At 40.8% G+C, this 25,283-nt stretch carries 27 protein-coding genes and 1 riboswitch; of the genes, 17 read left to right on the top strand and 10 right to left on the bottom strand.

The features are described from left to right. Positions 1-128 precede the first annotated feature (128 nt). Entirely contained in the window at positions 129-1,631 is a 1,503-nt protein-coding gene (gene zwf, locus KHA88_RS02655) for a glucose-6-phosphate dehydrogenase (protein WP_213121725.1), read from the bottom strand. 178 nt (positions 1,632-1,809) lie between these two features. On the opposite strand from zwf, the gene rnz reads away from it, so the two are divergent. Beyond that, positions 1,810-2,742 (top strand): ribonuclease Z, encoded by a 933-nt coding sequence (gene rnz, locus KHA88_RS02660; RefSeq protein WP_213121370.1) that lies wholly within the window; start codon positions 1,810-1,812, stop codon positions 2,740-2,742. A 197-nt stretch (positions 2,743-2,939) separates the two neighbouring features. On the opposite strand, the gene namA is transcribed toward rnz, so the two are convergent. Further along, entirely contained in the window at positions 2,940-3,956 is a 1,017-nt protein-coding gene (gene namA, locus KHA88_RS02665; protein ID WP_213121371.1) for an NADPH dehydrogenase NamA, read from the bottom strand. Positions 3,957-4,049: 93 nt separating this feature from the next. Next, a complete protein-coding gene (proC, locus tag KHA88_RS02670) occupies positions 4,050-4,877 on the bottom strand; it encodes a pyrroline-5-carboxylate reductase (RefSeq protein WP_213106856.1) in 828 nt (275 codons plus the stop codon). 71 nt (positions 4,878-4,948) lie between these two features. Between proC and KHA88_RS02675 the strand changes: the two genes are divergently transcribed. From KHA88_RS02675 to KHA88_RS02695, 5 genes are all read left to right on the top strand, one after another. Then, entirely contained in the window at positions 4,949-5,212 is a 264-nt protein-coding gene (locus tag KHA88_RS02675; protein ID WP_213097298.1) for a hypothetical protein, read from the top strand. A 107-nt stretch (positions 5,213-5,319) separates the two neighbouring features. Further along, the gene (locus tag KHA88_RS02680) at positions 5,320-6,303 is read left to right on the top strand and encodes an MBL fold metallo-hydrolase (protein ID WP_213097297.1); all 984 of its coding nucleotides are present in this window, start codon (positions 5,320-5,322) and stop codon (positions 6,301-6,303) included. Then, positions 6,293-7,090 carry an SDR family NAD(P)-dependent oxidoreductase gene (locus KHA88_RS02685; protein WP_213097296.1) on the top strand — a complete coding sequence of 266 codons (798 nt, stop codon included), beginning with the start codon at positions 6,293-6,295 and terminating at the stop codon, positions 7,088-7,090. The genes KHA88_RS02680 and KHA88_RS02685 overlap by 11 nt, the downstream gene beginning before the upstream one ends. Positions 7,091-7,410: 320 nt before the next feature. After that, entirely contained in the window at positions 7,411-8,673 is a 1,263-nt protein-coding gene (locus KHA88_RS02690; protein ID WP_213121372.1) for a Y-family DNA polymerase, read from the top strand. Between the two features lie 14 nt (positions 8,674-8,687). After that, entirely contained in the window at positions 8,688-9,023 is a 336-nt protein-coding gene (locus KHA88_RS02695; protein WP_213097294.1) for a YolD-like family protein, read from the top strand. Between the two features lie 46 nt (positions 9,024-9,069). Here KHA88_RS02695 and KHA88_RS02700 read toward each other — a convergent pair whose 3' ends face one another. Beyond that, entirely contained in the window at positions 9,070-9,288 is a 219-nt protein-coding gene (locus KHA88_RS02700; protein ID WP_213097293.1) for a CDGSH iron-sulfur domain-containing protein, read from the bottom strand. Between the two features lie 129 nt (positions 9,289-9,417). Between KHA88_RS02700 and KHA88_RS02705 the strand changes: the two genes are divergently transcribed. Further along, complete coding sequence (locus KHA88_RS02705) at positions 9,418-9,753, top strand: iron-sulfur cluster biosynthesis family protein (RefSeq protein WP_213097292.1); 336 nt, start codon at positions 9,418-9,420, stop codon at positions 9,751-9,753. 2 nt (positions 9,754-9,755) lie between these two features. Here KHA88_RS02705 and KHA88_RS02710 read toward each other — a convergent pair whose 3' ends face one another. The 3 genes from KHA88_RS02710 to KHA88_RS02720 all read right to left on the bottom strand — a co-directional run bounded on the left by KHA88_RS02710 (position 9,756) and on the right by KHA88_RS02720 (position 12,688). Continuing rightward, on the bottom strand, positions 9,756-10,655 hold the full coding sequence (locus KHA88_RS02710) for a hydroxymethylglutaryl-CoA lyase (RefSeq protein ID WP_213097291.1): 900 nt from the start codon (positions 10,653-10,655) through the stop codon (positions 9,756-9,758). 204 nt (positions 10,656-10,859) lie between these two features. After that, complete coding sequence (locus KHA88_RS02715) at positions 10,860-12,038, bottom strand: toxic anion resistance protein (RefSeq protein WP_213097290.1); 1,179 nt, start codon at positions 12,036-12,038, stop codon at positions 10,860-10,862. Beyond that, positions 12,035-12,688 (bottom strand): 5-bromo-4-chloroindolyl phosphate hydrolysis family protein, encoded by a 654-nt coding sequence (locus KHA88_RS02720; protein ID WP_213097289.1) that lies wholly within the window; start codon positions 12,686-12,688, stop codon positions 12,035-12,037. The genes KHA88_RS02715 and KHA88_RS02720 overlap by 4 nt, the downstream gene beginning before the upstream one ends. Before the next feature lie 259 nt (positions 12,689-12,947). On the opposite strand from KHA88_RS02720, the gene KHA88_RS02725 reads away from it, so the two are divergent. The 8 genes from KHA88_RS02725 to KHA88_RS02760 all read left to right on the top strand — a co-directional run bounded on the left by KHA88_RS02725 (position 12,948) and on the right by KHA88_RS02760 (position 21,477). Next, positions 12,948-13,637, top strand: a complete 690-nt coding sequence (locus KHA88_RS02725; protein WP_213097288.1) for a CoA transferase subunit A — start codon at positions 12,948-12,950, stop codon at positions 13,635-13,637. A gap of 24 nt (positions 13,638-13,661) precedes the next feature. Next, positions 13,662-14,330: a 3-oxoacid CoA-transferase subunit B gene (locus KHA88_RS02730; RefSeq protein ID WP_213097287.1), complete on the top strand. Its 669-nt coding sequence runs from the start codon at positions 13,662-13,664 to the stop codon at positions 14,328-14,330. A 35-nt stretch (positions 14,331-14,365) separates the two neighbouring features. Then, entirely contained in the window at positions 14,366-14,617 is a 252-nt protein-coding gene (locus KHA88_RS02735; RefSeq protein ID WP_213097286.1) for a YqkE family protein, read from the top strand. A 261-nt stretch (positions 14,618-14,878) separates the two neighbouring features. Continuing rightward, positions 14,879-16,990 carry a glycoside hydrolase family 3 protein gene (locus KHA88_RS02740; RefSeq protein ID WP_430413617.1) on the top strand — a complete coding sequence of 704 codons (2,112 nt, stop codon included), beginning with the start codon at positions 14,879-14,881 and terminating at the stop codon, positions 16,988-16,990. Between the two features lie 21 nt (positions 16,991-17,011). Next, on the top strand, positions 17,012-18,265 hold the full coding sequence (locus tag KHA88_RS02745; protein WP_213121373.1) for an exo-beta-N-acetylmuramidase NamZ family protein: 1,254 nt from the start codon (positions 17,012-17,014) through the stop codon (positions 18,263-18,265). Between the two features lie 115 nt (positions 18,266-18,380). After that, a complete protein-coding gene (locus KHA88_RS02750) occupies positions 18,381-19,673 on the top strand; it encodes an ABC transporter substrate-binding protein (RefSeq protein WP_213121374.1) in 1,293 nt (430 codons plus the stop codon). Positions 19,674-19,686: 13 nt separating this feature from the next. Beyond that, positions 19,687-20,640 (top strand): carbohydrate ABC transporter permease, encoded by a 954-nt coding sequence (locus tag KHA88_RS02755; protein ID WP_213106865.1) that lies wholly within the window; start codon positions 19,687-19,689, stop codon positions 20,638-20,640. Positions 20,641-20,652: 12 nt separating this feature from the next. After that, a complete protein-coding gene (locus KHA88_RS02760; RefSeq protein ID WP_213121375.1) occupies positions 20,653-21,477 on the top strand; it encodes a carbohydrate ABC transporter permease in 825 nt (274 codons plus the stop codon). 47 nt (positions 21,478-21,524) lie between these two features. On the opposite strand, the gene KHA88_RS02765 is transcribed toward KHA88_RS02760, so the two are convergent. The 3 genes from KHA88_RS02765 to KHA88_RS02775 form a co-directional block, all read right to left on the bottom strand. Continuing rightward, entirely contained in the window at positions 21,525-21,848 is a 324-nt protein-coding gene (locus KHA88_RS02765) for a helix-turn-helix domain-containing protein (protein ID WP_213097281.1), read from the bottom strand. A 112-nt stretch (positions 21,849-21,960) separates the two neighbouring features. After that, positions 21,961-22,092, bottom strand: coding sequence for an anti-repressor SinI family protein (locus tag KHA88_RS02770; RefSeq protein ID WP_213097280.1), 132 nt, complete (start codon positions 22,090-22,092; stop codon positions 21,961-21,963). A 29-nt stretch (positions 22,093-22,121) separates the two neighbouring features. Further along, a riboswitch (cyclic di-GMP riboswitch) is annotated at positions 22,122-22,211 on the bottom strand. 247 nt (positions 22,212-22,458) lie between these two features. Then, positions 22,459-23,382 carry an aldo/keto reductase gene (locus KHA88_RS02775; protein WP_213097278.1) on the bottom strand — a complete coding sequence of 308 codons (924 nt, stop codon included), beginning with the start codon at positions 23,380-23,382 and terminating at the stop codon, positions 22,459-22,461. A gap of 134 nt (positions 23,383-23,516) precedes the next feature. Here KHA88_RS02775 and KHA88_RS02780 point away from each other — a divergent pair, with 134 nt between their 5' ends. Beyond that, positions 23,517-24,071 carry an NUDIX hydrolase gene (locus KHA88_RS02780; protein WP_213097276.1) on the top strand — a complete coding sequence of 185 codons (555 nt, stop codon included), beginning with the start codon at positions 23,517-23,519 and terminating at the stop codon, positions 24,069-24,071. Further along, on the top strand, positions 24,068-25,234 hold the full coding sequence (locus tag KHA88_RS02785; protein ID WP_213097275.1) for an endonuclease Q family protein: 1,167 nt from the start codon (positions 24,068-24,070) through the stop codon (positions 25,232-25,234). The genes KHA88_RS02780 and KHA88_RS02785 overlap by 4 nt, the downstream gene beginning before the upstream one ends. Positions 25,235-25,283 lie beyond the last annotated feature (49 nt).

The following is a 25,283-nucleotide window of genomic DNA, read 5'->3' on the forward strand; positions in this document are numbered from 1 at the left end:
AACACCTCCGCGGTAATATATTCTTGATGATACGTAAAAGTGAATGATAGGTTAAAAGGCCACTCCAGAGCAGCATGTTTCCCGGGGGGAAGCATGCCGCTGATTCGGAACAGCCTTTTTAAATCATTTTAACAATTATTTACATCTAGGTCTGCAATCGGCCACCAGAAAAATCCGTCCTGTTTAAGCAGCTCATCGGCATCCTTCGGTCCCATCGTGCCAGCAGCATAATTTGGGAATTCCGCTTTTTCGTTTTCCCAGTAGGTGCTGATCTTGTCAACGAAATTCCAGGAAAGTGCGACTTCATCCCAATGGGTAAAGTTTGTTGCATCACCCCGCAGGCAATCAAACAACAGCTTTTCGTAAGCTTCCGGTGTATTTAATCCCGCAATATCATTATTGGAAAAATTAAGTTTGACCGGTGTTGTTTCCATCATTTGCCCTCCTGATTCTTTGGCATTCAGATGGAGTGTAATTCCTTCTTCTGGCTGAATATGAATAACGAGAAGGTTCGGAGCAAGTTTCTTATCTGAACTATAATATAAGTTCATTGGGACATCTTTAAATTGAATGATGATCTTCGTCGATTTCTCCGTCATTCTTTTTCCAGTACGAATATAAAATGGAACGCCTGCCCAGCGGAAGTTATCAATCATTAATTTGCCGGCAACGTATGTATCTGTATTCGATTCAGGGTTGACATTTACTTCTTCTCGATAACCAGGCACATGTTCGCCATTTTCTGTACTCGGCCCATATTGGCCACGTACAAAATATTGTTTAACTTCTTCAACTTTAATGGAACGAAGAGCGCCAAGCACTTTAACCTTTTCACTGCGGATTTCTTTTGGTGTCAAGCGGATTGGCGGTTCCATCGCGAGAAGGGCTACCATCTGCAACATATGATTTTGCACCATATCTCTTAGCGCACCACTTGTTTCATAGTATCCTCCGCGCTCCTCAACACCTAGCATCTCGCTTGAAGTAATCTGAATGTTTGAGATGAAACGGCTATTCCATAGTGGTTCAAAAATGGCATTGGCAAATCGGATAACTTCAATATTTTGCACCATTTCTTTACCAAGATAGTGGTCAATCCGGTAAATATCATTTTCTGAAAAAACTTTGCGAATTCGATTATTTAACTGGATGGCTGATTCAAGATCATGACCAAACGGCTTTTCAATGACCAATCTATGAAAACCATTCGTGTCGGTTAAACCGTCCGTTTTCAAATGCTCCGCAATTGTACCGAAAAATTCTGGAGCCATTGCTAAATAGAAAATCCGATTGCCTTGCAGAGAATATTTACTGTCAAGCTCGTTGGCAAGCTTTTTTAATTCTATGTATGAATCTGTATCGCTCACATCATGCGGTTGATAGTAAAAATGGGAAATAAATTCTTCGATGTTTTCCGCGTCTTTTATTGAAGTAAGGACAGAGTCTTTGACATGTTCTCTCAATACTTCATTGGACCATGGGCGTCTAGCTACACCAATTACAGCAAAGTGTTCAGCAAGTTTACCTTTCCTGAATAGATGGTAGAGGGAAGGGTAAAGCTTTCTCTTTGCCAAATCCCCAGTGGCCCCAAAAATCATTATGAGTGATGCGGGTGTTTCTGATTGAATCATAGCGAAAACCTCTCTTTTTTTCATAAACTTTCCCCATATTAATGAGCTTCTTATTATCTTACCAATAATTCTGATAAAAGACGACTTGTTATGAAGCTTTTTTAAAAAAATGTATAATTGCCGCTATTCGTAGCAATTATGATAAAATAAATAAACACTAATTTTTTGGAGGTTCAAAATGAAGCTGTTGTTTCTTGGAACAGGAGCCGGAGTACCGGCAAAACTTCGAAATGTTTCCTCCTTGGCCTTAATGTTGCTGGAAGAGAGAAATGCTGTTTGGCTTTTTGATTGTGGCGAAGCAACGCAACACCAAATACTACATACGTCATTAAAGCCCAGAAAGATTGAAAAGATTTTTATTTCCCATCTCCATGGAGATCATATTTTTGGACTGCCAGGCCTATTGGGCAGTCGTTCATTCCAAGGAGGATTAACTGGTCTTACTGTTTATGGGCCAAAAGGCATTCGTGACTATATTGAGATTTCCCTACGGGTGAGCCAGACTCATTTAAAATACCCTTTAACAATTATTGAAATTGAAGAAGGAGTTATATTTGAAGATGAACAGTTCGTTGTAGAGACGCTATTGCTTGATCATGCCGTGCCGAGTTACGGGTTCCGTATCACGGAAAAGGATAAACAAGGCACACTTGCTGCTGAGCGGCTTATTGCAGATGGCATCCCACCCGGTCCCATTTACCAGCATCTTAAAAATGGCGAAATAATCACCCTCGAAGATGGAACGACGGTAGATGGTCGTGACTACTTGGGTCCTGATCAAAAAGGCAGGGTCGTTTGCATTCTCGGTGATACGCGACCTTGCGAAAATGCCATGAAGCTTGCTAAATCTGCTGATACCCTTGTTCACGAAGCTACATTTGCCGCCGGCAGTGAGGAAATGGCCGCTGATTATTTTCATTCGACGACTGTCCAAGCAGCTGAACTGGCGCTTGAAGCGCAAGTAGGTATGCTTTGCCTTACCCATATTAGTTCACGATATGGAAAAGAACAGTGGAGCAAATTAGCCGAGGAAGCTAAAGCTGTCTTCCCTAAGACGGAAATTGCCCATGATTTCTTTGAGATTAGCATTGATCTCCAAAATGAAGAATAGAAGAGCCGGTACGCTAGCATTGGTGCCGGCTCTTCCGCATTTCATTGTCCAGCTTCAGCGCCCAGCGACTAGCAAACTTTAGAATTCTTCCTACGATAAGTCAACATCGGCTCGCCTTATAGGCTCACCGTGTTTCCTTTATCTCGTCGAATCCTTAGAAGTTTGTACGTCGCTAAACGGGCACTTCCGCTTTTCTTTTACCAACCTCTTTTATATTGCTCTGGCGCTTCAAGTTCAACACCGAGCTCATTTGCAGCAGTGCGAGGCCAGTATGGATCGCGTAGTAACTCGCGGGCAAGGAAGATTAAGTCAGCACGCTCATTTTGCAAAATTTCTTCTGCTTGGATTCCAGTTGTAATCATTCCAACCGCACCGGTAGGAATATTTGCTTCTTGCTTGATCTGGTCAGCTAATGGAACTTGGTATCCCGGATAAACAGGAATTCTTGCTGGTACAACTGCACCCGAACTGACATCAATCAAATCGATGCTCTGTTCTTTCATCCACTCCGCCATTATTACATAGTCTTCCACGTTTAGACCTTTATCATTATAATCATTTGCGGAAATACGGACGAAGAGGGGACCTTCCCAAACCGATTTCACTTCTTCAATGATTTCTTTGAGGAAGCGATAACGATTTTCCTGCGAACCACCATATTCATCGGTTCGCTTATTTGTAAGCGGAGAGAGGAATTCGTTGATTAAATATCCGTGTGCTCCGTGGATTTCAATTACATCAAACCCTGCTTTTTTAGCTCGTTCTGCTGCTTGCCCAAATGCCTTGATTGTTGCTTTTACTTCTTCATTGCTCATTTCTTTCGGAGTTTTCATTTTTTCGTTAAAAGGAATTGCCGAAGGCGCGAGAATGTCTCCTTCGAGCTCCGCTTTTCTTCCTGCATGGGCAATTTGGATTCCTGCAGCTGCCCCATGTGCTTTAATCATTTCCGTAAGCTTTGAGAGGCCTTCAATATGGTCATCGCTCCATATCCCCAAGTCCTGAGGGCTGATCCTTCCTTGCGGTGTGACTGCTGTCGCTTCGACAATGATTAGCCCCACCTGACCAACGGCCCGGCTTGTATAATGTGTATAATGCCAATCATTCACCATGCCATCTTCATTTTTACAAGAATACATGCACATTGGTGACATGACAATCCGATTCTTAAAGGTTACATCTTTAATTGTATATGGTTCAAATAACTTTACCGCCATGCATTTGTCCTCCTTCATTACTTTGCGTAACCTATATTATAACAATCTGGAATGCACAAATGATAGCAGCTTGCTCGAAACTGATCTTTACATTCAAGTTGTAAGCTTGGATTGATGTATATGCCCCAGTTTTATCGACTGTTCTGTTGCTGCTTTAATACATTCAATGAAGGCCTCTTCCACGCCTTTTTGCCGAAGAACCTCAATTCCAGCTTCTGTTGTCCCACCAGGACTCGTGACTGCTTTTCTGAGATCTGCCGCTTCTTTTCCCGAGCTTGACAACATATCCGCCGCCCCAATTAGCGTCTGAATGATGAGTTGTTTAGCGGTTTCTCGTTCGAGTCCGATTTCCTGCGCTGATTGTTCCATCGCTTCAACAATATAATAAATATAAGCCGGGCCGCTGCCTGACAAGCCAGTAATGGCATCAAGCTGATTTTCCTCGACAATTGCCGTCATTCCGATTGCAGAAAAGATTGAGATTGCCAACTCTTTCTGCCTATTAGACACTAATTCATTAAATGCAATCGCTGTTGCGGATTTTCCGACGCTTGCAGATGTGTTCGGCATAGCTCTCGCGATTGCGCATTTTGTTTTGATTTTATTCTCGATAAAATCAATAGGAATTCCAGCCATAACAGAAACGAAAAAGGCATTGCTGTTTAAATAAGGCTGGATTTTCGATAAAGCTTCTCCGGCATCTTTTGGCTTTACCGCGAAAACAATCATGTCTGCATCGCGCAGCAGTTCTTCCATCTCATATGTTGTACGGATCCCGTATTGTTGTTCAAGTTCGGCCATTTTCACCTGATCATTTCGATTGGTTGCATAGATGCTGTCTTGACGGCAGATCTTTTTTTCAATCAATCCTGCGATCATTGCTTCTGCCATTGAACCGGCTCCGATGAATGATATCTTCACGTATAACCCTCCTTCAATTTAAGCATAAAAAACCCTCCCGCCCTATAAAAAGGACGAAAGGGTTAGCTTCCGTGGTACCACCTTTATTGGCTGCTCAAAAACCAGCCATCTCAAAGCCCTTTAACGCAAGGGGATACGGTCAGTTTTCTGACAGCTCACGGGGCAGGTTCGAAGAGACAGGGGATGATGGAGCCTTCCAGCCGCTGGACTCCAATCTCTTGCATCGTTTCTCATTTACTAATCCCGATCATCGCGATTCGATTAAAAGTTTATTTATGATTATGCTCACTGGCAGAGGAAATGTCAAGGGAATTATTAAAATTGTCTGTGAGTGACTTATTAATATAATGACTTTCCACTGCATAATCGATAGAATATAGTTGATTAGCTTATTATATATGAACGTTTCATTATATAAAAATAATAAAGTTGAGGGATTATTATGATCAGCTCTTATGAGAAAATTATAAAACTTATTTTGCCTACGCCATTTGCCGTTGGTGATGTGAATGCTTATGTCGTAAAAAACGATGCGTTAACGCTCATCGATGCTGGTGTGAAAACAGAAGCCGCTTGGGAAGCCTTTCAATTTCAACTGGCTCAACACGGCATAGTGCCGGAAGATATTGATCAGGTTGTGCTTACACACCATCATCCTGACCATGTCGGACTTTTGGATTGGCTTCCGGAGGACCTACCTGTATATGGACATGAATATGCCCGCCCTTGGATTGAAGAAGATGAGCAATTTTTTGCAGCATATGATGTTTTTTATAAAAAGCTATTCATTGAATTTGGAATCGATGGCGATTTTGAAAAAATGTTAAAAATAATGAAAGCTCCCTTGCGTTATTCTTGCAGACGCCCGCTTACATATGAAATTACAGAAGGGGATACAATCCCGGGCATGGACGGTTGGGCGATTCTTAGTACTCCCGGTCACGCCCAGAGCCATTTATCTTTTTACCGTAATAGTGATGGTGTCTTGCTTTCAGGAGATCATTTACTTGCGACCATCTCTTCTAATCCGTTGCTTGAACCTGCTTTAATCCCTTCTTATGAAAGGCCTAAACCGCAGCTGCAATATAATCATTCACTGCGAAAATTATTAGATCTAGATATTAGTATTGCCTATACGGGTCATGGAGCCGAAATAAATAAGGTGCATGAATTGGTTCAGCGCCGTTTACAGCGCCAACATGAACGAGCGTTGCAAGTAAGAGAGATGCTCCAAGGAAATCGTTTGACGACGTTTACCGTTACAAAGCAGTTGTTCCCGGCGGTTTATCAACGGGAGCTCGGTTTAACCTTGTCAGAAACGACGGCCCAGCTGGATTATTTATTGTCACTCGGATTCATTGAAAAGCAATTGGACCATGATGGAGTTGCTTATTTTACATCGGGAGTGACGCAAGATGAAAAATGAACGGCTGAGGGGAAAAACGATTGTCATTACAGGGGCGTCTGGTGGACTGGGTGAGCAACTGGCCTATATGTGTGCGCAGAATGGCGCTAATTTGTACTTGCTTGCTCGCAATCAGGAAAAGCTCGATCGAATTAGTGCTTCAATACGTGAACAATACAATGTCAAATGTACTCCTATAGCTCTTGATGTTTCTAAGTACGACCATATTCCGAAAGTATTTCAGCGCATATATGATCAGGCAGGAGAGATTGATGTTCTGGTGAATAATGCCGGATATGGTGTGTTTACTGAAGCAGGGGAGGTCGAACTCGCTGATTTGGAAGGAATGTTTGCAGTGAATGTTGTCGGCTTGATTGCCTGCACGAAAGAAGTCATTCCTTTTATGTGTAAACGTAAATCTGGTCATATTATTAATATCGCCTCCCAGGCTGGAAAACTTGCGACGCCAAAATCTAGTGTGTACTCAGCGACAAAGCATGCCGTGCTCGGCTATACGAACAGCTTGCGCATGGAAATGTCACAATGCGGTGTTTTTGTCACTGCTGTTAATCCTGGGCCAATTCGCACCGGATTTTTTCAAACGGCTGACCCAGATGGATCTTATTTAGAAAATTTAGGTCGATTTATTTTAAATCCGAAAAAAGTTGCAGACAATATCGTTGCTGCAATGCTTACCAACCGAAGGGAAATCAATATGCCTAGCTGGATGAATTGGGTAGGCACTCTCCATACATTAATGCCGAATACAGTAGAGCGCCTTGGCAGAAAGGCTTTTTTCAAAAAATGAAATTTATACCCTTGTTCCCCAAATCGGGAGCGGGGTCTTTTTTATGATTGGATCTAGCTCCAGCGCCTAGCCCCTCGAGGTCAAATAACCTGAGCCAATAAAAGTCAAGACCGGACTTTTTCTGGCTCAGAACATTTGCTTGTCGGAGGCCCGCAGGATGCGGGTCAGAACGGCGTTGCCACAGGACGTGGCGCCCTTAGCCGTTCTTCCAACAAGGCGCTTGTGCTTTTCTTGTAATAAAATACCATTGAACAAAAAGGGATATTCACATACAATATTGTGTATAATTAGAACAAATGTTCGAATTGTGAGGGAGAGCAATGAGTGTTGATTACAGTGTACTGCCGCATGACAAAATATTGTGTATTGATATGAAGAGCTTTTATGCCAGCTGTTCAGCAGTTATGGAAGGGCTTGATCCGCTAGACTGTTATCTCGCTGTTGTCGGAAACTTGAGCCAGTCTGGAAGCGTTGTATTGGCCGCTTCCCCGCGCCTGAAAAAAGACTTTGGGATTAAAACCGGTTCCCGCTTGTTTGAAATTCCAAATGATGACCGGATCCAGCTAGTTGAGGCAAAAATGGGCACTTACTTACGAATATCCACCGAAATTACCCGGCTTCTTCATCGCTATGTCCCAAAGGAAGCGATCCACGTATACAGTGTCGATGAAAGTTTTATTAAAATTGATGGAACAAGCCAACTATGGGGAGATGCGTATGCGGTCGCCGAAAAAATTAGGGATGAAATGCTGCGTGAATTCCAGCTTACTTGTTCAATCGGTATTGGTCCTAATATGCTACTCTCAAAGCTTTGCCTTGATCTTGAAGCAAAAAAACTAGGCGTCGCAGAATGGACGTATGAAGATGTCCCAAAGAAACTATGGCCAGTAGCTCCGCTCAGAGAAATGTGGGGGATTGGAAGAAGGGTTGAGAAGACGTTGAACGGCATGGGCATTTTTAATGTCGGTCAGCTTGCTCATAGTGACCTTCGCTTGCTTGAGAAAAAATTTGGCGTAATGGGGACACAGCTGTATTACCATGCATGGGGAGTCGACTTGTCGGAGTTGGGTGCTCCAATTATGGAAGGACAAATCAGTTTCGGTAAAAGCCAGATTCTGCTTCGCGACTATAAAGAAAAACAGGAAATAGTCTGTGTCATCCTTGAAATGTGCGAAGAAGTGGCAAGAAGGGCTCGTGAGCACCGAAAAGCAGGGAGAACCATCAGTCTTGGCATTGGCTACAGTGATAAAGAATTGGGCGGCGGGTTTCTTCGTTCGCACTCAATTGATGAACCGACAAATACGACGATGGATCTTTACCGCGTCTGCTTGCGATTATTCGAAGCTCATTACACGGGGAAAACGGTTCGGCAAATTTCCATTACCTTGTCTAATGTTACAGATGACAATCACGTCCAGCTAAATTTATTTGAACCGAAAAAAGTCCGTGAAAAAGAGCTTGGCTATATTGTTGATCGAATTCGTCGCCGTCACGGAGCCGCTTCGCTGTTGCGAGCAATTTCCTATACAGAGGCAGGGACAACATTGAAGAGAGCCAGCCTAGTTGGAGGGCATAAAGCCTAAAGGAGGGGACGCAAATGATTCGAGACCGTGGCCGGATCAAATGGAATTCGCTCATGCTTCCAGAACACGTGAAGATGCTTCGCGGGTGGGCAGATGAGGATACGGAGGAGCAACAGAAACAATTGGATGAACAAAAACTTGAATGGTTGAATGAAACTGCAAGGGAAGCAATGGCATTTGAGAAAGAGGTAATCATTAATCACTTTGCAAATAATCACTATGAAAAGATGGAGGGGAGGATTCGTTGCTTTGATGCCCTGCAAAAAGAATTTCGAATTGTGGATCGGACAGGGGATATAAAAAGAATTTCAGTAGAGAATATTGAGCAAATGATTTTGGCGGACGAATAAAAAACCCCGCAAGCATTGGATAAGCTGCGGGTCGTTGTTCCCACTTTCACTTTTCGTCTTCTAGCACCTTTTCGACACGAACGCATGAATCGAATTGACCTTTGTGTGTGCCATCGCAAAACGGCTTTCGGGCAGACAAACCACAGCGGCATAACGAAAACACTTTCTTTGTTTCGAACACATTGCCGTCAACATCGATTAATTCTACATCTCCCGTTACCCGATAAGAACCGTTATCCATTACCTTAATTTGCACCTTTTCCAATATGATTACCCCCTTATTAAATACAAACCTCTTATATAAATAGTAGAAGGAAACCGAGGGAAAAGCAACCTGTCTAGTGGGCTTTCTATGATAAGATAGTAAAAAGAAATGAAAGAGCAGGTGCATTCCATGGTTAAACTTACAATTACACAAGAAGCGGCAAAGCAAATTAAGCAGAAAATGGCGGATAAAGATCTAATGTTAAAATTAAAATATGAAACAGAGGGCTGCGGCTGTGTTGTCAGCGGTGTTCCAACGTTAGAATTAATAAATAGACAGGGATTAGACAATGATGATATCCAAATTGAAACAAACGTCATGCCTGTCATCATGGAAAAATCAAAAATTATCTTTTTCGATGACGAGCTTAAAATCGACTTTTCTACAGAATCCCAAGCATTTCGGTTAGCAAGCCCGGGTCAAATATTAAATGGACGTATGGCTCTTAAAGTGAAATCAAGCTAAACTTAGCCATTTTTGGCTAGTTGATAGTAACCCGTTTCAATCTTACGGGAAAGGGCGGGGGCAATCACATCAATTGCTTCCACAATTTTTTCAAGATCAATGCATGTCTCAATGCCCATGCGTTCTAACATATAGACAACATCTTCAGTCGCAACATTGCCGGTGGCGCCCGGAGCAAACGGGCAGCCCCCAAGCCCGCCGGCCGATGCATCAAACCGATCAATGCCCGCTTGCAGCGCGGCATAAATATTGGCCATCGCAAGCCGCCTCGTATCGTGAAAATGAGCGGCAATCATCATGTCGGGCAGCCGCTCTTTCAGCTTTGAAAAGAGAGAAAAGGACTCGAATGGTGTTGCCATGCCAATCGTATCAGCCACACTCAATTCATCAACCCCTACATCTGCAAATTCCTGGCAAAGGCCTAATACATCGGCTTCAGAAACCTTTCCTTCATACGGACAATAAAAAGAAGTGGAAATGCAAGCGCGTACAAAAAAATTCTTTCCTTTTAGTTCAGCAATCATCGGCTGCAATTCAGCCATGCTTTCCAGTGTCGATCTATTAATGTTTTTCTTGTTAAAACTGTTGCTGACACCGACAAAAACAGCAACCGATTTGCAACTCGTTTCCAAAGCCTGTTCTATGCCCTTTCGATTTGGAACGAGAACAATGTTGCGAACGCCACTAGGCCGGGATTGAACAATTTCGGCTGCATCCTGCATTTGCGGAACCCATTTAGGTGAAACAAAAGAAGTAATCTCCATTTCCTTCATACCAGCATCCGCTAGTTTCTGAATAAACGCTTTTTTAATTTCAGTGTCAATGAAATGGTGTTCATTTTGCAATCCATCACGGGGCCCTACTTCAATCATTGTCACTCTTTCAGGTAGATTCATCTGCATATTCCCCCATTTCTAATCAAAAGTGTAGCAATCGGTAGTAAAGTGATGATGATCGGTAGTAAGTGAGTAACAATCGATAGTAAAGTGATGATAACCGGTAGTAAGTCATCCAAAATCGGTAGTAAACGTCCGGATAGAAGCAATCTTTCAAGAGAATTTTATGAAAAAACCGGACAACGTATGTCCGGTCCATTAAGAAAGAAGTTATGTTAGTTTAAGAAGTTTATGCTTTAGCTCGTTTTCCATTGAAATAAGTTCTTGCTCCGCTTGTGCACGCTTCGCACGGCCTTCTTGCTGAATTTTGATCGTTTCTTCAAGCGTTGTAATTAAGTTCGACTGCGTCTTTTTCAACGTTTCGATATCGACAAGTCCGCGTTCATTTTCCCGTGCTGTTTCAATCGTATTCGTCTTCAGCATTTCAGCATTTTTCAAAAGTAAATCGTTTGTCGTCTTCGAAACCTGCTTTTGGGCTTCAACAGCTTGGCGTTGGCGGATCAGTGTGAGAGCAATGGCAATTTGGTTTTTCCAAAGCGGGATTGCTGTCATGATTGATGTCTGGATCTTCTCAGCCAAAGCTTGGTTTGTGTTCTGGATCATCCTGATTTGTGGAGCGCTTTGAATGGTAATTTGTCTGCTCAGTTTTAAATCATAAAGTCGTTTTTCGAGTCTGTCAGCAAATTGAACCATATCATTTACTTCTTGATACGACATTTGGTCGCCCGAAGCTTCCGCTTTTTGTTTCAATTCGGGAATCGTTTTTGTCCGCAGCTCTTCAATTTTAAGCTCTCCCGCCGCAATATAAATGTTCAAAGCATGAAAGTATTCCTTGTTCTTCTCATATAATTGTTCAAGCATCTTTAAATCATTAATCAATGTTTGCTTGGATTGGTTAAGTTTCACACTAATTCGGTCTATTTGAGCACCGGTTTTTTGGTACTTCGACATAACTTCCTGGATAGAGCCGGAAATTCTTCCGAACATTTTGGAAAAGAAGTTCTTTTTCTCAGGCGCTAGTTCATCGGGATTAACATCCCGAAGCTTACTCATCAATTCACTTAATATATCGCCAATTGGACCAATATCTTTATTTTGCACATGATCAAGCATAGAGCTTGAGAAGTTTAACAACTGGGATTGGGCTTGAGTCCCATAAGCAATCACGGCTTGATGATTGGCTGGATCGATTTGCTTTGCAAGTTCCAGTGCGCGCTTGCGATTTTCTTCGGGTAGGGTATCAACCAGCCTGGCAGGTTTTTCTGCCATTTGTACGGATGGCTGCTCCAATGGAGCTAGCTCCTGTTCTCCAAATGGGTTGGCTAAAAGGTCATCCAGCCCGCTTGATAAATCAGTTTCTAATACTATATCTTTTTTTTCTTCGCTCATTCTTTTGTTCTCCTTTCCTCATCAAGAGGGTTATACTCGAGTTTTTTTAAGGAATGCTTTGCAACATCGAGTTCGAATTTCAAATCATCAATATCAGTAGACAGCACATGGTAAATGTCCTTTTTTATGGACTCCCTTAAATCATCCAGCGTGCTTTGTGTTTCTTTAAGAGAAATATACATTTTCTCATTTTTGATTGGCTGTGCAGCAAGATGAGCATAACGTTCAGAAAGTTCAACTACAGAATCAAGATGATAGAAAAAGAAGCGTTCGGATTGATAAAATCGACGCGGATCTTTATTGACAATCGCATACATTCTTTTCGCCAGTTTATTAAGTTCATAAAGCTGTTTGAAGGCTCCCATGGACCGAACTGAGAAAAAAGCTTTCTGCAGGCGGCTCATTTTTCTCTTGGCCTCCTGTAAATTTTTTTGGATATAGTTGTATTCTTTGCGAGTCAATTTATTTTTCTTTAAAAATTGATAATCGAAAAACCACTTCAGCCCGAAAAATGTCACTCCACCGATCAACAAGGCGATCAAGAAAGAGGTGAAGGGAGGATTTTTAAAACCAAAAAATAAAATAATCCATATTAAAATCGTTTCAACGGCTGTAAACATCCCGAGGAAAAAAGAATAAACGGATTTCAAGATGCATCTACTCCTGTCCCATACTTTTCATATATATTCATTACGATTTAGTTATTAAAAAGTTTCATAACTCTATTATAAGGAATATAAATGCCATTTGAAAGCGGGAAATAAGTAAAAAGTTCTATAAAGACATCGTAAAAAGAGGATTTTAGGGATATGTATTGAAAAAAGAAGAGGAGAGTGTGAGTATCAACCAAGTTGAACACCAATGATTGGAAGCGCTTCTTTTATTAAAAGTAAAAGGAGGATGAAAAAGGTGAAGCAAATTTACACATCTTATCAAGATGCAGTTGCTGACATTAAGGAAGGATCTACCCTTATGGTAGGCGGATTCGGGCTTTGTGGCATACCGGAAAACTTGATTTTAGCCCTTGTTGATAAAGGCGTAAAAAATTTGACGATAATCTCCAACAATTGTGGTATCGATGATTGGGGCCTCGGATTATTACTGAAAAATAAACAAATCAAAAAAATGATCGGTTCCTATGTAGGAGAGAACAAAGAGTTTGAACGGCAAGTGCTTTCAGGAGAAGTGGAAGTGGAACTGACTCCACAAGGAACGCTCGCGGAAAAAATCCGAGCAGGCGGTGCGGGAATTCCGGCATTTTATACTCCAGCAGGCGTTGGAACACAAATAGCCGAAGGAAAAGAAATTCGGGAATTTAATGGTAAAGAATATGTACTTGAAGAAGCGCTCGTTGCCGATTTCAGCTTAATTAGAGCATGGAAAGGCGATAAAATGGGCAATCTCCTCTACCGGAAAACCGCCCGAAATTTTAATCCAATGATGGCTGCTGCCGGAAAAGTAACAGTCGCCGAAGTCGAATATTTATGTGACATTGGCGAACTGGACCCGAATCATATTCATACACCGAGCATTTATGTACAGAGAATCATCCAAGGGCCGCAAGAGAAGCGAATTGAAAGGGTAACCGTTAAAGCTTAAAACGCGTGGAAAGGAGCGAAAAACATGGCGGTGGATAAGGCATTGATTCGGGAGAAAATTGCAAAACGGGCGGAAAAAGAAATTGAAACGGGATTTTATGTGAATCTCGGAATCGGTATGCCAACATTAGTAGCCAATTTTATTTCCTCTGACAAACAAGTTGTGCTGCAATCGGAAAACGGATTGCTTGGTATAGGTCCGTATCCAGAGAAATCTGATATTGACGCAGATTTAATCAATGCGGGAAAGGAAACAGTGACGGCTATTCCGGGAGCGGCTTACTTTGATAGTGCTGAATCATTTGCGATGATCCGAGGGGGTCACGTCAATATTGCCATTTTAGGCGGAATGGAAGTATCGGAAAAAGGTGATTTGGCTAATTGGATGATTCCGGGTAAAATGATTAAGGGCATGGGCGGAGCGATGGATCTTGTCCACGGTGCGGGTAAAATCATTGTGATTATGGAGCACGTCAATAAAGGTGGGGACCCGAAAATATTAAACGAATGCAGCTTACCTCTTACTGGCAAGCAGGTCGTCCACCGAATTATCACAGATCGAGCTGTCATTGATGTGACCGACACAGGGCTTCTATTAAAAGAAGTCGCAAAGGGATATGCCATCGATGATATAATTGCTTCGACAGAACCGAAATTAATAGTAGCGGATGATGTAAAAGTGAATGCATTTTAATTAATATTAATTCGAGCGACAAGGAGAAAGCGGTAATGGCAAAACAAAGAAAAAGACAGCAAAAATTGAAAGAACAGGATACGGGGAATGTCACCTTAAAGGACGGACTCAATCCCGAAGTGCTACAAAAGCTCAAGCAGACGCAATATGATCTACTTGAAGCGGAAGAACAGAAAAAAACAGCAGAGAAAGCTAAAAAGCTAGAAGAAAAGAAGCAACGAGACAAAAATAAAACATTTGAGGAATTATTAAATGAAACACCTTTAAATTGGAAGGATTATAAGTAGGAATATTTTAAAATTTGATTGTTATACTAAATAAACGGCCTGGCTCCCTTTTTCGGGAGTAGGCCGTTTACTTTTTTATTAATCATTAATTATATCAAAACATTTCAAAAACAGGAAAAAGGAATCAGGTCATTAGTTTGGAATAAAGAGTACTAACTGATAATGATAGTACTTCCGGTGTGTAGAGATCCAAAGCTAAATAAGTTAACCTTAAATCAACGCTGTAAGCGTTTGCAATTAAAGTAAAAGGAGGAATGAAATGTGTTCGTTTTACGTAAATTTATTTTCCTTCCAATCCTGATTATCGCACTATTGGCTTCACCTATTCTAGCCGGTGCTAACAATCCAAAAGCCGCAGGTGAATCAACAGTAAAAGATTTGGTCATCCTTCAAAACGTACCTGAAGTGGAAATGGAGAAGGCAGGAGGGGAATTCCACTTAAAAGCACTACATGTTTACCATGAAGGCCATTTTACGGCAGCCTCAAAAAACTTAAACTGGACAACCTCAAACAAAAATGTGGCTTCAGTTGATAAGAATGGTGTTGTCAAAATATCGGGTAAAACAGGCCGAACATTTATTACGGTAAATGACGGTACATATAACGATAGAATGGCGATTGATGTAAAACCTGATCCAGCAGCAAGACAAGGAAAAGGGAAACCGTCATTTAAAGTGGAGGTTGTAAAAGGTAAAGGAGAACGTTACAACTTAATCGAGAATGCTGTAAAAATCATGAGCATAGAAGAAAAAGTCGGCCAAATGCTCATGCCTGATTTTAGAAATTGGAAAGGAAAAGATGTGACTGAAATGCTCCCTGAAATTGAACAGCTTGTAAAAGATTATCACCTTGGTGGAGTCATTTTGTTCAGGGAAAATGTTGTTACTACAGAGCAAACGGCCAAACTTGTTGCAGACTATCAAGCTGCTACAGAAAAATATGGCCTTTTTCTTACGATTGATCAAGAAGGAGGTATTATCACGCGTCTACAATCTGGCACAGATATGCCCGGAAATATGGCGCTTGGAGCTACGCGTTCTGAGGAACTGGCACATAAAGTGGGTAAAGCGATTGGGGGAGAGCTCTCGGCACTAGGAATCAATGTAAACTTTGCCCCCTCATTTGATATTAATAACAATCCGGATAACCCAGTCATTGGCGTTAGATCGTTCGGAGAGGATCCGGAATTGGTGGCTAAGCTCGGTGTTGCCTATACGAAAGGGCTGCAAGCAACAGGAACAGCGGCCACAGCAAAGCACTTTCCGGGACATGGCGATACAGCAACCGACTCGCATTTAGGTCTTCCGGAGGTTCCGTATGATAAAGAAAGGCTAAAAGCAGTAGAATTGTATCCATTTCAAAAAGCAATGGAGGCGGGAATAGACGCGATCATGACGGCACACGTCACATTCCCGAAGATTGATGGTACGAAGGTAATTTCCAAAAAGGATGGGACGGAAATAAATCTTCCAGCAACTCTTTCATATAAGGTGTTAACAGAACTGATGAGAGAAGAAATGGGTTATGAGGGATTGATTTTCACTGATGCTTTGAACATGCAGGCCATTACTGATCACTTTGGACCTGTGGATGCTGTCATTCGTGCAGTTAATGCCGGAACCGATATTGTATTAATGCCGGTTGGGCTTGAAAGTGTCGCAAACGGATTACTGGGAGCCGTTCATTCCGGTGAAATCTCCGTTGATCGTATCGAAGCTTCTGTAAAACGGATTTTGGCCTTGAAGCTGAAACGCGGCATCATCAAAGAAGAAAATCCAAAGCCAATTAAAGAAAAAATTGCGAATGCGCTTCAAGTGGTCGGTTCTAAAGAGAATAAGCAAGTTGAAAGGGAAGCGGCAGAAAAGTCAGTTACATTAGTGAAAAATAACAATGCTTTGCCTTTGACACCTAACACAGATGACAAAATTGTTGTAGTAGGGAGCACATATAGTAGTGATCTATTCAATGCTTTGAAAGGCTATCAAGCAAACACCATGTTAATTAATTCAAGCGGTCCGTTATCAGAAGCCCAATTAAACGAAATACGAAGTTCAAAAGCGGTCATTGTTGGGACCAACACTTCGACGGTGTCTGGAAGAACACCTTCCAATGCTCAAATGCGTATGGTCAATCAGTTGAAAAATGAAACAGATACGCCGGTGATTGCCGTTGGGATCCGTAATCCTTATGACATCATGGCATTCCCAAATGTTGATGCGTATTTAGCCCAATACAGTTTTAGATCAGCAAGCTTTAATGCGACGGCTTCGATTATTTTTGGACAGCTTGCACCGACTGGAAAACTACCTGTAACGATTCCTAATTATACAGGCGGGGTTTTATATCAATATGGCCACGGATTAACTTACTGAAACGATGAAGGAGAGATGAACATGAAAAAATGGATGATCACCTTATTGACAGCAGTGCTTGTTCTTTCGTCATTATCGGCCGTGTTAGCTAACCATGATAATGGTAACGGAAAATCAAATGATGGAGGTAAGAAAAATAAAAAATTTGCCATTGGTGTAGAGGTTCTGCTGAAAGAAAAAAAGAACTTGATTAAAGGGAAAAAAGTCGGTTTGATTACGAATCCAACGGGTGTTGACCAAGAATTGAATAGTATCGTTGACTTGCTCCACAACGATCCAGATGTATCGTTAACGGCGCTTTACGGACCTGAGCACGGTGTTCGTGGCGATGCGCAGGCGGGACAATATGTCCCTTATTATATTGATGAGGTAACAGGACTTCCTGTATATAGCCTGTATGGAAGCACACGGAAGCCATCACCTGAAATGCTTGAAAACGTTGATGTACTTTTGTTTGATATTCAAGATGTTGGAACACGCTTCTATACGTATATTTATACGATGGCACTGGCAATGGAGGCTGCAAAGGAAAAGGGTATTCCTTTCATCGTATTGGACAGGCCTAATCCGCTTGGTGGAACAAAAGTCGAAGGACCTGTACTTGATCCAGAATTCGCTTCGTTTGTCGGACAATATGCCATCCCGCTTCGCCATGGAATGACAGTTGGAGAATTGGCCAAGCTTTTCAATAGGGAATTCGGTATTCATGCAGATTTGACTGTTGTTGAAATGAAGGGCTGGAAGCGCGATTCGTACTATGATGAAACAGGATTACCGTTCGTACTCCCTTCACCAAATATGCCGACGCTTGAGACAGCACTCGTATACCCGGGGGCAGCACTCATTGAAGGAACGAATGCGTCGGAAGGAAGGGGAACAACGAAGCCATTTGAATTGATTGGGGCTCCGTTCATCAATAGCACGGAACTTGCCAAAAAGTTAAATTCGCTGAATCTTCCAGGGGTAATATTCCGGAGTGCATCGTTTACACCGACTTTTTCTAAGCACAGCGGGAAACTTTCGCATGGTGTTCAAATTCATATAACCGACCGTGATGCCTATCAGCCTGTTGAAACGGGGCTGCATATCGTAAAGACTATACATGATTTATATCCTGAGAGCTTTAGTTTAACAGCTTTTTTTGACAATCTAATCGGAAACGGCTGGATCCGCCAAGGCATCATGGAAGGCATGACAGTGAAGGAAATGAAATCACGCTGGGAAGCAGAATTAAAAGAATTTAAGAAATTAAGAAATAAATACTTATTGTATTAAATTTATTGATAAATGTAATAGTCGCCGAAATTCCCAGTGTGCTAGTTTGCTAGTTTGTTCAGTATAAAGCCAAAAAATTAAATTTTGACAATCTAAGAAAAAGGGGAGTCAAATCTTGAAAAAATCTAACAAATGGTGGCTCGGAAGTTTATTGGCAATCATTCTAGTCGTTTCAGGCTGTTCCTCAGATAAAGGTGGAGAAAAGAAAAATGTTTCTAATCCGGGTGAAGACACTGCAGAAAAAGTTCAATTGACGATGGGCAGTTGGAGAACAGAGGATGTAGATAAGTATAAAAAAGTAATTGAAAAATTTAATGAACAGCATCCAAATATCGAGATTAAATTTAGTCCATCAAAAAACACAGAGTATAATACAATTCTTAATACAGCGTTACAAGGTGGAGAAGGACCAGATATCTTCCATTTACGCCCATATACTGCAGGGATTACTCTTGCTGATTCAGGATATGTCGAGCCATTGGACGGCCTGAAAGGATTGGATGTCTTTCCTGAATCATCCCTCATGGCTTCAAAAGGGGCTGATGGAAAACAATATGGTGTTCCTTTAAACATTAGTACAACCCAAATGTTCTATAATAAGAAAATTTTTAAAGATTTAGGATTGGAAGAACCAAAAACATGGGGTGAATTCATTGAGATGAATGAAAAATTATTAAAGGAAAAAATTATACCAATCGCTTTAGGATCGAAGGAAGGTTGGTTACTCTCTGCAGCGCACGGCATGATCGGACCTGCTCATTATGGGGGAACAGATTTTGTCGAGAAAATAACGGAAGGCGAAACTGATTTTACAAGTGATGAATTTGTAAATTCATTAAAAGCAATGAATGATCTTAGTAAATATTTCCCGGCAAACTATGAAGGCTTAGGTATGGAGGATGTTCGTACATTATTTTTCACGGAAGAGGCTGCGATGTTTCCGATGGGTAGTTGGGAGATAGAAGTATTACGCGAAATGAACCCGGACCTTGATTTCGGTTTCTTCCCAATGCCGTCTGCTGTCGGCAAGGAGCCAACCATTACGACTTGGGTTGATGGTTCTTTTGCAATTAATGCTAACTCTAAACATAAAGAATCCGCAAAGACATTCTTGGAATTCCTAACGACAGAGGAATTTGGTCAGCTATTTACAGAAGAATTTAAAATGATCAGTGCCATTCCTGGGATTACAACCAATGATGAACTTGTCAATTCTTTAAGTAAAGCGGTCGAAGAACGACCAACGCCATACATGTTTGTCGTTCATTTTACGGGAGGAAATCCTTCCACAAAGGCAACGCTTGAAACAGAATTGCAAGGAATGTATTTAAATAAACAATCTCCAGAAGAAGTTGCGCAAAAAGTACAGGAGAATGCAGCTACATGGTATGAACCATTCAAGAAATAAGGTGGCGGCGACTATGCAGGTGAAACATGAAATTATTTCTACTAACCGAGTCAAACAAAGGAAGGGGAAGAGGTGGAGTGTCCACCTCTTCCCCATTCCTGCTCTTATTATTTATGGATTGTTCATTGTTTACCCTTTGGCAGCAGCACTCACATATAGTTTTTTTGATTGGAAAGGCATTAAAAGAGGCGCTTTTATTGGCCTTCAAAATTTCAAAAATCTATTTACTTTAGAGCCATTTGCGGGGTTATTTTGGAATGCTTTTCAACATAATGTACTTTATTTCGTTTTACAAATGGTTGTACAAAATGGGCTTGCGTTTTTATTGGCATTTATAGTTTATAAAAAAATTCGGGGAGCGGAATTTTTTAAAATTGCTTTTTTCTTGCCGCGTTTATTATCTGTGATTGTGGTTGGATTTTTATGGAAGCTCATTTTGAATCCAAATTACGGGGCTTTAAATGTGATTTTTGGTAAATTCGGTTTGGAAACATTACAAAAGGCTTGGTTAGGTGATCCGAAAACAGCATTAACCGCCATTATTTTAGTGAACTGCTGGTTTGGTTTAGGATTTAGTGTGTTGATTTTCTTAGCTGGATTTCAGGCCATTCCCAACGAATTAGTAGAAGCGGCAACATTGGATGGGGCGAAGGGCGGTCCTATGCTGCGAAAAATTTATTTACCATTAATGATACCTTCCATCATGATCATGACAGTTTTAACGTTTATTCAATCATTTGAAGCGTTCGAGTTAGTGTACGCTATGCAAGGATCGGATGGTGGACCATACCACTCGACAGATACATTAGCCGTATATTTTTATCGCCTCGCATTTGGCGGTTCATCGGGAGGTGATTCTACAGCGATTGGATTAGGTTCAGCGCTGGCAACGGTTTTATTCATTTTTATCGCTACGTTCACCATTTTTATCTTAAAAGTAATGCAGAAAAAAGAAGTGGAAATGTAGGGGGTGGGATACATGAAAAAGACAGTTTGGACGAGCACAGTTTATTACGTCATTGTTTCTATCTTTGCCGCCACAAGCTTGTATCCAATTCTATTAATGTTACTTTCATCATTTAAATCAAGTATAGAAATATTTAAGAATCCATTAGCTTTTCCTAGAAAATTCAGTCTCGATACGTATAAAAGTTTATTAGAACGAGTGCCTTTTACTGATTATTTTTTAAATAGTGTCATAGTAAGTGTTGTTTCTGTTTTGCTTATCACAATTACTTGTTCACTCGCGGCTTATTATATCGCCAGGTTCAAGTTTTACTGGAATAACTTATTATTTTTATTATTCTTAATGGGAATGATGATTCCGATAAAATTAGGCATCGTACCATTGTTCATATTAATGAATGATTTAGGGCTGATTAATTCCCTTTGGTCACTTATTTTTATGTATACCGCTACTGGGATACCGCTCTCGATTCTCATTTTAACAGGGTTTTTCAAGACGATGCCGGTTGAACTTGAAGAAGCTGCACGTATTGACGGTGCATCAGACTTACGAATTTTGTGGAATGTAGTGCTGCCATTAATGCGGCCAGCACTAGGTACTGTCGTGATAATCAATTTTATTCAGTCATGGAATGATTTCTTCTTTCCGTTAATTTTCATTACAGAAGAATCGAAGAAGACAATCCCGGTAGGTATGCTATCGTTATTCGGGGAACACTCGGCTGATTGGGGAGCATTATTTGCAGGCTTAACCCTATCATCACTGCCAATGATTGTTCTGTTTTTCATTGCATCAAAACAATTTATGGATGGTTTAACAGCTGGAGCCATTAAGTAACAAGGACAAAAAAACGTTCAGACGACATTGCGTCAATGAACGTTTTTTTACTTATTGTTGATTTTCCATTTATTAAATTCAAGGAATTCACGGAATTCTTGTTTAGAAATCCCAGATGACATGGCTTCCCTAACGAGATCTTCCCAGTCACGATCCAAATTCCCCGAATGTTCGGATTCGCCATGAAGTAGTGAATTAACTGAAATATCCAAGACGGACGAAACTTTTTCAAGAAATTGGATAGACGGGTTTGATTGGATATTCCGTTCAATAGAGCTTAAATATGATTTTGCAACTCCGGCTTTTTCCGCCAATTCTGATAAAGACATTCCCTTTTTCTTTCTATAATCACGTATGCGCAAACCAATCATGAAAATCTTCACCTTCCTTACAGCAGATTATATCATATAACGAAGGTTTGTTTCATATTTAGAACACAGTAAAATGTTTTTTTATGTACTGTGAAAAAATACGAGAACACTATTAATTATTAGACTTCTGCTGGAAAAAATTGCGAATACTTTCAGCACTAATACCCGCGTCAAGTGCTGCTAAAATTAATTCAATCCATTCTTCGTCCAACTGTTCCGTTTTAATCTTTGCCGTAGTCACCATAATGACCTCCTAAAATACATAACGTAGTTTTAGGTAACCCAGCTGCCATAGTAAAAATGCATACCGTAGGCCTGTGGCTTTGCGTATCTGCCTTTCGATCAGACTTGCCTTTTTCTATAAAGTATCTCTATGTGTCTAGTATAGGCATTATGATAGTCACAGTCTTAAAAAAAATGTCGATGTCGAAGAGTTTCTTGAAAATTATAAATATGTATTTATTCGTATCATTTTGTCAGAGAACAGAAAAATAAGTTGTAAAAAAGTGGAAAGCATGGCTTTTTACTCGTACATTAGATAGGCCAAAAATAACGATGTAAAACATAATGTAGAACAATGGAAGAATCCGTCGATAATGATCGAAAACTTTTATTGATGTTCTTGATACTTACTTTCCTTTGAAATCATCTCTAAATATGTTAATTCTTCATCAGTAAGTGGTGCTGTGTTTACAGCGCGTACATTATCCTTTATTTGTTCTATTGAACTTGCTCCAGTCACCACAGCAGCAACAGCTTCATGAGCCAGATTAAATTGAAGAGCAACTTCATTTAGTGTCCTTTGTCCACGTAAAATATTTGCTTTAATACTATCGTGCAACTCTTTAATTTCGATAGCGGAATAATTAAGATAACCTTTTTCCGCATGGTCAATTTCGGGGGATTCCAACATTTTGTCACTTAAAAGGCCTTTTGCGACTGAGCCTCTTGTAACAATACTTATGTCATGCTCACTTAATAGGGACATTAATTCTTCAGGCCGGCGGTCGAGCAAACTATATTGCATCATGATGCTGACTATGGAAGAATTCTGAACGTAATTACGAATTACGTTTGGGCGGATGGAAGAAATTCCGTAATGACGGATTAACCCTTCTGCTTTCAATTCTTCGAATGCTTCAATTGTATCTTCGCTTGGATCATTAATCGTCCCCCCGTGAAGCTGATATAGATCGATATAGTCTGTTTTAAGTCGGTGAAGGCTATCTTTCACCGCTTCTTTTATATATGCCCTAGAAGGATCCCATCTCCAGCCTTCTTTCATGTCATTCCAACGATTTCCTACTTTTGTTGCGATAATTACATCTTCGCGTCTAGATGAAAGTGTTTTTCCAATAATTTCCTCATTCACACCGAAATCATATAAATCTGCTGTATCAAAATAATTGATTCCTGAATCTAAAGCCGCTTCAATAATATGTGTTGCTTTTTTTTCTTCCGTCCCGATAGACATACACCCGAGCCCGATTTTTGAAACCCATAAATCTGAATTTCCAAGTTGTCTTTTTTCCACTTCAATCCCGCCTCTCAAAGTCTTTTATTTATTTTAACGTGAAACGTCTATCTTAAACAAAATTAATGTTCTTTCAGCTGTGTGATAATATGATTGATGATTGGGGAAAGCAATACGAGAAGGAGTGGATATAGATGAAAAAATTCGAAGAAAAAACAATAAGTACAAACAATATTTTTAAAGGGAAAATTATTAGCTTACAGGTGGATGAGGTAGAACTTCCCGATGGAAAAACAGCTAAACGGGAAATGGTCAAACATCCAGGTGCAGTAGCAGTCATTGCAATGACTGAAAACGGAAAGATCATTATGGTGGAGCAGTATCGGAAAGCGCTTGAGCGTTCACTGCTTGAAATACCAGCAGGAAAACTGGAGCCTGGAGAACAGCCTAAGCTCACGGCTGCGCGTGAATTGGAAGAAGAGACAGGGTATACGGCTGGTAATCTGGAGCATCTTATTTCATTCTATACCTCCCCAGGTTTTGCTGATGAGCTCATCCATTTATATATAGCTAAGGAATTGAAAAAAGTAGAAAATCCAAGAGCGGGTGATGAAGATGAGTTTGTTGAGCTGCACAAGCTTACGATAGAAGAAGCTGTAAAATGTGTAGAGGACAGACGCATTTATGATGCTAAAACAGCCTACGCCGTTCTTTATTTACAGCTCCAGTTGGCGATGGGAAAAATATGAACGAGTATTTTGTTGATTTACACATTCATATCGGTAGAACATTTACAGGAAAACCTGTGAAAATTACCGCAAGCAAAAATCTCACATTAACAAATATTTTAAAGACGGCAAAGTATCCGAAAGGACTCGATATAGTCGGCGTAATCGACTGTCACTCGCCGGAAGTGATGATGGAAATCGAGCAATTGCTTAATAAAGGTGACCTGGTGGAAATTGAAGAAGGCGGTTTTCGGTTTGATAATGAAGTAACGCTTATTCCCGGATCGGAAATTGAGATTTATGATCAAAACTGTAGCGGGCCAATCCATGTTCTAAGTTATTTACCTAACTTTGACGCTTTAAAGGAGTTTTCAACATGGATGTCTTCAAGAGTAACGAACCTCCAGCTCAGTACCCAAAGAATGTATGAAGATGCGAAAACATTACAGCATTTTGTAAAATCATTAGGCGGACTGTTTATTCCGGCACACGTTTTTACACCATTCAAAAGCTTATATGGAAAAGGTGTGAAGGCTTCTCTAGAAGAGATTTTAAGACCAGACTTGATTGATGCGATGGAACTTGGATTAAGTTCAAATACTTTTATGGCGGATAAAATTGCAGAAATGCATAACTACACATTCGTCACCAATTCGGATGCTCATTCATTGCCGAAAATGGCTAGAGAATATCAACGTATGAGATTGGAGTCTCCAACATTCAGCTCACTTGCGAAAGCATTGCACAGTCAAGATGGGAATAAAATAATGGAAAACTATGGACTCAATCCATATCTAGGTAAGTATTATCGGACAACTTGTGCTATTTGCTTTGAACCGCAGCGTGGAAGTGTTTGTGCCAATTGTGGGTCGAATAAATTTACAAAGGGAGTATCCGAACGGATTGAGGAATTGGCTTCCAAAGAAAATGCTCCTACACGACCGCCGTATGTCCACCAAGTACCATTAGAGTTTTTGCCGGGTCTCGGCACGAAAACGATGGAAAAATTGTACGACCACTTCGGGTCTGAAATGAATATCCTTCATCGGGTTTCGGTGGAGGAACTGAAAACTGCAGTGAAAGAAGATTTAGCCAAGCTCATTATAAAAGCGAGAAGTGGAGAGCTTCAATTGGAGTTAGGCGGAGGTGGGCGATATGGAAAAGTCGCAAAAGATTTAGAGTAAGGAAACAAACGAAAACAATGAATCGATGTCATACTGGCTGCTTGTCCTA

Source organism: Lederbergia citrea (assembly GCF_018343525.1).
GTDB lineage: Bacteria > Bacillota > Bacilli > Bacillales > Bacillaceae_C > Lederbergia > Lederbergia citrea.